The sequence below is a fragment of the Intestinibacter sp. genome (genome assembly GCF_051866655.1).
In the GTDB taxonomy this organism is placed as follows: Bacteria; Bacillota; Clostridia; order Peptostreptococcales; family Peptostreptococcaceae; genus Intestinibacter.
This window is the reverse complement of record NZ_JBJDXL010000053.1, coordinates 1,599-7,521: the sequence shown is the minus strand read 5'-3', so window position 1 is coordinate 7,521 and position 5,923 is coordinate 1,599. Positions and strand designations below refer to the sequence as shown.

General features: G+C 29.1%; 8 protein-coding genes and 1 riboswitch. Of the genes, 7 read left to right on the top strand and 1 reads right to left on the bottom strand.

All coding sequences use genetic code 11. The annotated features are described in order from the left end of the window. Positions 1–171 precede the first annotated feature (171 nt). The 5 genes from ACI3VO_RS01565 to ACI3VO_RS01545 all read left to right on the top strand — a co-directional run bounded on the left by ACI3VO_RS01565 (position 172) and on the right by ACI3VO_RS01545 (position 3,860). On the top strand, positions 172–777 hold the full coding sequence (locus tag ACI3VO_RS01565) for a hypothetical protein (protein ID WP_439756221.1): 606 nt from the start codon (positions 172–174) through the stop codon (positions 775–777). A gap of 222 nt (positions 778–999) precedes the next feature. Beyond that, complete coding sequence (locus ACI3VO_RS01560; protein WP_439756220.1) at positions 1,000–1,161, top strand: hypothetical protein; 162 nt, start codon at positions 1,000–1,002, stop codon at positions 1,159–1,161. A gap of 86 nt (positions 1,162–1,247) precedes the next feature. Next, the gene (locus tag ACI3VO_RS01555) at positions 1,248–1,676 is read left to right on the top strand and encodes a MarR family winged helix-turn-helix transcriptional regulator (protein ID WP_439756219.1); all 429 of its coding nucleotides are present in this window, start codon (positions 1,248–1,250) and stop codon (positions 1,674–1,676) included. A 70-nt stretch (positions 1,677–1,746) separates the two neighbouring features. Continuing rightward, a riboswitch (ZMP/ZTP riboswitch) is annotated at positions 1,747–1,850 on the top strand. Positions 1,851–1,923: 73 nt separating this feature from the next. Next, on the top strand, positions 1,924–2,637 hold the full coding sequence (locus ACI3VO_RS01550) for an IMP cyclohydrolase (RefSeq protein ID WP_439756218.1): 714 nt from the start codon (positions 1,924–1,926) through the stop codon (positions 2,635–2,637). A 44-nt stretch (positions 2,638–2,681) separates the two neighbouring features. Next, complete coding sequence (locus tag ACI3VO_RS01545; protein WP_439756217.1) at positions 2,682–3,860, top strand: phosphoribosylaminoimidazolecarboxamide formyltransferase; 1,179 nt, start codon at positions 2,682–2,684, stop codon at positions 3,858–3,860. Positions 3,861–3,978: 118 nt separating this feature from the next. Here the strand turns inward: ACI3VO_RS01545 and ACI3VO_RS01540 are convergent, their stop codons facing one another. Further along, positions 3,979–4,875 carry a LysR substrate-binding domain-containing protein gene (locus ACI3VO_RS01540; protein WP_439756216.1) on the bottom strand — a complete coding sequence of 299 codons (897 nt, stop codon included), beginning with the start codon at positions 4,873–4,875 and terminating at the stop codon, positions 3,979–3,981. Between the two features lie 227 nt (positions 4,876–5,102). On the opposite strand from ACI3VO_RS01540, the gene ACI3VO_RS01535 reads away from it, so the two are divergent. Together ACI3VO_RS01535 and ACI3VO_RS01530 are read left to right on the top strand one after the other, a co-directional pair. Further along, positions 5,103–5,414, top strand: a complete 312-nt coding sequence (locus ACI3VO_RS01535) for a PadR family transcriptional regulator (RefSeq protein ID WP_439756215.1) — start codon at positions 5,103–5,105, stop codon at positions 5,412–5,414. A 2-nt stretch (positions 5,415–5,416) separates the two neighbouring features. Then, complete coding sequence (locus tag ACI3VO_RS01530) at positions 5,417–5,923, top strand: DUF2812 domain-containing protein (protein WP_439756214.1); 507 nt, start codon at positions 5,417–5,419, stop codon at positions 5,921–5,923.

Genomic DNA, 5,923 nt, shown 5'->3' with positions numbered 1-5,923 from the left:
TTTTACAAAATTATTTAAATTCATATTTATAACTAACACACAAGTAACAAAACTTTTTACAAAGAAAAAATATTTAACTATCCAAAATAACAATAAATCGTTTTATACTATTAATATATAGAGTATTATTTAAAAACAATCTCACATATTAGGTATAGAAAGGATAATATTATGTATGAAACTTTATATGAATTTACGATGACTGAATGTTATTTAAAAAGTGTAGGAGCAGGAATAATAGTTACGGGATTGTGGATATTCATATTATTTATTGTTATTAGAAATTATTTAAAATTAAAAAAGTTATTACAAGCTGAAAAAATGGATTTGAATGAGGTAAAAAACGATGATGAATATAAAGAAATCAGGTTGGTAACAATTATTGTTATTATGGTAACTCCAGTCGTAATGGCTATTATTATATCTATGCGCAGAGATACTTTTATATCGTATAACTACCTTTATAATGAGTATAAAAATGGAAATTGCTATACTGTAGAAGGTCAAGTTGAAAATTATAAAGTTTATGATGTAGGGAATGATACTGGAGGAATAAGAGTTATAGAATTTAATGTAGATGGAGTGTTATTTATAATAGATCGAGATTGCGAAGTATATAATGAAATTAGAGATAGCTGTGCAATAAAACATAATGGACAAAATTTAAAAATAACATATATGCTAGAAAAAGACTTGGATCTTGATGAATATTATATTATAACTTTCCATGATAAAACACATAATGGAATCGTAAAAATAGAAGAGAAAGTAGAATAATAGTGGTTTTATTTATTATAAAGTGGCATCTTTGATGCCATTTTTATATATATAAAAAATATTTTACAAACTAGTTGACATAATACAAATTTAAGAGTATAATTGCTAACAAAGTTAGATAAAATTATAAATAAATGAAATCAGCTACAGTATATATCTGTAGCCTTATATTTAAAATAATTGCTAATATTATTAGCTATTTTAGAAAAAGGGGATGTTACAATGGAATTAGTATATTTTATTATTATAGCAGCATTTTCAGCTGTACTTTGTCAACTTATCAGTAAATTTAAGCCTTCAATAGAGGAAAAAGCTACACAAATTATATTTGGTGTGATGATATCATTATTCTTGATGATAAGTATTGCCCCTGTAAATATTTAAATGTAAAGTACTTAGATATTGACAATATTGGCGTTTGTGCATACAATTAACTAATAAAGTTAGATAATTAGAAAGGGAATAAATCAATGGACTATTATGTTTTAGCGAGAGAACTGATGAGTTTGAAATCTGGTATTAAACATATTCAGTTTGATAGAACAATGTCTAAGCTGAACCAGGGAGGATTATTTGTTTTAAATTATCTTGTAGATCACCAAAAAACTGCCTATCCAAAGGATTTGAGCAAAAGTATGGTAGTGAGTACAGCGAGGATTGCAACGATTCTAAACCATTTAGAAAAAGATGATTTTATTACGAGAACAACTGATCCAAAGGACAATCGTCAAATTATTGTTAAATTAACTGAAAAAGGAGATAAGTATATTCAAAAGCAGCGAGATGAAATGTTACAAAAAGTAGTCAAGATGTTAGAATGCTTAGGGCCTGAAGATGCTTTGGCTTATATTAGGATTCAAAAGAAATTAATAAGTAGTATTTATAACGAAATAAAATAATTAATAAAAATACGGATATTTTTAGTTGAATATAAAATTATATTCGTGTATAATAAGTTTGTACAACAAAGAACGGTCAAGCGACTGGTGGAAAACATCAATAGATGTCGTGGGAATTAACCCACAGGGAGCTTGATTATATATTTAGAAATGCCGACCGCCTGGGCACGTATGATGTTTTATAACATTTTGCGTGTTGGCGGTTTTTTGTTTATAAAAATAAATTATTTTAATGGAGGAAATCAATATGAACATGCTATCATTAGCAAATGAATTAAACAGCAACACATATCCAGGGAGAGGTATAGTAATCGGAAAAACTGAAGACGGAAAAAAAGCAGTAACAGCATATTTTATAATGGGAAGAAGTAGCAACAGTAGAAACAGAGTATTTGTTGAAGAAGGAAAGGGAATCCGTACACAAGCATTTGATCCATCAAAGCTTGAAGATCCATCATTAATAATCTATGCTCCAGTTAGAGTCTTAGGAAACAAAACTATAGTAACTAACGGAGACCAAACAGACACTATATACGAAGGAATGGACAAACAACTTACTTTCGAGCAATCATTAAGAAGCCGTGAATTCGAACCAGATGCACCTAACTACACTCCTAGAATTTCAGGTGTTATGCATGTTGAAAATGGTACATACAACTATGCAATGTCAATATTAAAAAGCAACAACGGAAATCCAGATGCTTGTAACAGATACACATTTGCATACGAAAATCCAGTAGCAGGTGAAGGACACTTCATACATACATATATGCACGATGGAAATCCACTTCCAAGCTTCGAAGGTGAACCAAAATTAGTAGGAATAAGCGGAGACATAGATGAATTCACTGATATGGTTTGGACAAACTTAAACGAAGACAACAAAGTATCATTATTTGTTAGATTTATAGACATAGCTACTGGCGAATACGAAACAAGAATAGTAAACAAAAACAAATAGGAATTAATCGATATAAAATACATTAATAAAAAGGAGTATTTAAAATGAACGAAATTCAATTAAAATATGGATGTAACCCAAATCAAAAACCATCAAGAATATTTATGGAAGATGGTTCAGATCTTCCAGTTAAGGTTTTAAATGGTAGACCAGGATATATAAATTTCTTAGATGCTTTCAATGGATGGCAATTAGTTAAAGAATTAAAAGAAGCTACAGGACTTCCAGCTGCTACATCATTCAAACACGTTTCACCTGCAGGTGCTGCAGTAGGTAAAGAATTAGACGATACATTAGCTAAAATTTACTGGGTGGACGACTTAGGAAAATTATCTCCACTTGCATGTGCATATGCTAGAGCTAGAGGTGCTGATAGAATGTCATCATTTGGTGATTTCATAGCTCTATCAGATGTTTGCGATGTTGATACTGCTAACTTAATAAAAAGAGAAGTTTCTGACGGTGTTATAGCTCCAGGATTTACTGATGAAGCTTTTGAAATATTAAAAACTAAGAAAAAAGGTAACTACAACATAATTCAAATAGACCCTGATTATGTTCCAGCTGAGCTTGAAAGAAAACAAGTTTATGGAATAACTTTTGAACAAGGAAGAAATGAATTAGATGTAAATGGAGATCTTTTATCAAATATAGTAACTAAAAACAAAGAAATCCCAGAATCTGCATTAATAGATATGAAAATAGCTCTTATAACATTAAAATATACTCAATCAAACTCAGTATGCTATGTTAAAGATGGACAAGCTATAGGTATAGGTGCAGGACAACAATCAAGAATCCACTGTACTCGTCTTGCTGGACAAAAAGCTGACAACTGGTATCTTCGTCAATCTCCACAAGTTATGGGACTTCAATTTAAGGATGAAATAGGTCGTGCTGAAAGAGATAACGCAATAGACGTTTATATAGGAGATGAATATATGGACGTTTTAGCTGAAGGTGAATGGCAAAAAATATTCAAAGTTAAACCAGAAGTATTCACAAGAGAAGCTAAGAGAGCTTGGCTTGATGGTATGACTGACGTAATAGTTGGTTCAGATGCATTCTTCCCATTCCCAGACAATATAGAAAGAGCATATAAGAGCGGTGTTAAATATATAGCTCAACCAGGTGGATCTGTAAGAGATGACGCTGTAATTGAATGCTGTGACAAATACGGAATAGCAATGGCATTCACTGGAATAAGATTATTCCATCACTAAAATTTTTAGATAAAAATTAATTATTACTAATTTTAATATATAATAGGCTGAGTTATACGGTAAAAGCTCAGCCATATTAAAAACTCTCAGCTATAATTAAACTGAGAGTTTTTATATTTTAATAATAATAAATATTTTTATAGTAATTTCTGAGCTCGTTTAAAAAAATATTGACACATTCAGAGAGTTTTACCTTACTAGGAATAACATAGGAATAATGCTTTGCGAAGGATTCTTCTAGTGGAAGTATTGATATTTCTTTGCCTTTATAAGCGGAGATAATTGCAGATTTAGGTATTACACTTATTCCTAAGTTATTCTTTACAGCCTCTTTTACAGCGTTATTATCATCTAATAATTTTTCTTTAACTGTTATATGGCTGTTATTTAAAAATTTATCTGTAAAATATTTTGTGCTTAAATCTTCTCTGCTTATAAACCATGTTTTATCCTTAAACTCATTTACATATGTAGATATATCCTTTATTGTTTCTGCATATGGTATCATTAAAATCATTTTATCACTTAAAAATCTCTTTTGTATAAACTCAGGATTTTGAATAGTCTCTTCGATTATCCCTATATTTAACTTATTTTGCTTTAAATCGTTGTATATGCAATCATTATCTTTTGTGAATACATCTATCTTTATGTTTGGGTATTTTTTTGAAAAATAGGATGAAAATTTTGGTAGAATGTATTTTTCAAATTGATCACAAACTCCTATTTTTATATTGCTTTTTAAAGTATTAATCTGCTTAAGATCATCATAATTACCTTCTTCAACTATATTAAACATTTTTTTTGATTTTATATATAAATTCATTCCATTTTCTGTTATAGATACATTATTATCATAGGTAATAGGTCTATCTAACAAAGTAACTCCAAAGAAAAGCTCTAATACCTCTATATGTTCAATAATTAATTTTTGAGGTAATTTTAAGTGATTACTACATTTAATTAAATTATTTAACTCAACTACAGATATAAATGTTTTTAATTCTTGCAGCATGTTCGATTGTTTCTCCTTTATATTTTAAAATTTATATGTGAAGCATGGTATATCTTTATTCTTTTCTATTAAAGTATATTTTAACACTTTTATTTGAAATAGGAAATCGTTTTCTAAGCTTGCTTTTTATAAAAATAATAAAAATTTTAAATAACTCGTTGACAGATATATCGGCACATGATATATTATAAATATATCAGATAACGATATATTGAGAGGTGATATATATGGGAAAGGAAGCACCATTAACAGAGGCAGTTTATTACATATTATTAGCAGTTAGAGAACCTAATCATGGTTATGGAATCATACAAGAGGTACAAGAAATGACTGACGGTAGGGTAAACTTAGGACCAGGAACTCTATATGGGGCAATAAATTCGCTACTAGATAAAGAGTGGATAGAATTATATAGCGAAGAAAAGCAATCAAGAAAGAAAAAATCGTACATCATAACATCTAAGGGAAGAGAAGTATTTAATAGTGAGGTTATAAGATTAAAGGAATTAGTGAAAAATAGTGAAAAAATGGGGGAATAGTTATGATTAAGTTTCGTTGGTATGTGGATAGTCAAAAAGAGCAAGATTGGTTAAATGAGATGAGTAAAAAAGGATGGGCATTAAAATCATTCCTTTTAGGATTTTATAAATTTGAAAAATGTGAATCAGGAGAGTATATTTACCAAATAGATCTTTTGCCTGAAGGAAAAAGTAAACGAGAATACTTCGAGTTTATGGAAGAAACAGGAGTTGAGATAGTGGATAGATGGTTTTACTGGGTGTATTTATGCAAGAAAGCATCAGAAGGACCATTTGAATTATATTCAGATAATGAATCTTTAAAGGGACATTATGAAAGTATTGTAAAATTTTTTAAACCATTTATGTATCTTGAATTAATAGCAGCATTGCTACAAGTACCAGGTATATGTGGAGGATCATATTTAAATATTTTTTCATTTATATTATTGATAATATTATTTTTAGGTTTCTTTACTACTATAAAATCATTCGAAAAGAGAATAGATTCAATTGATAAGGATATATAG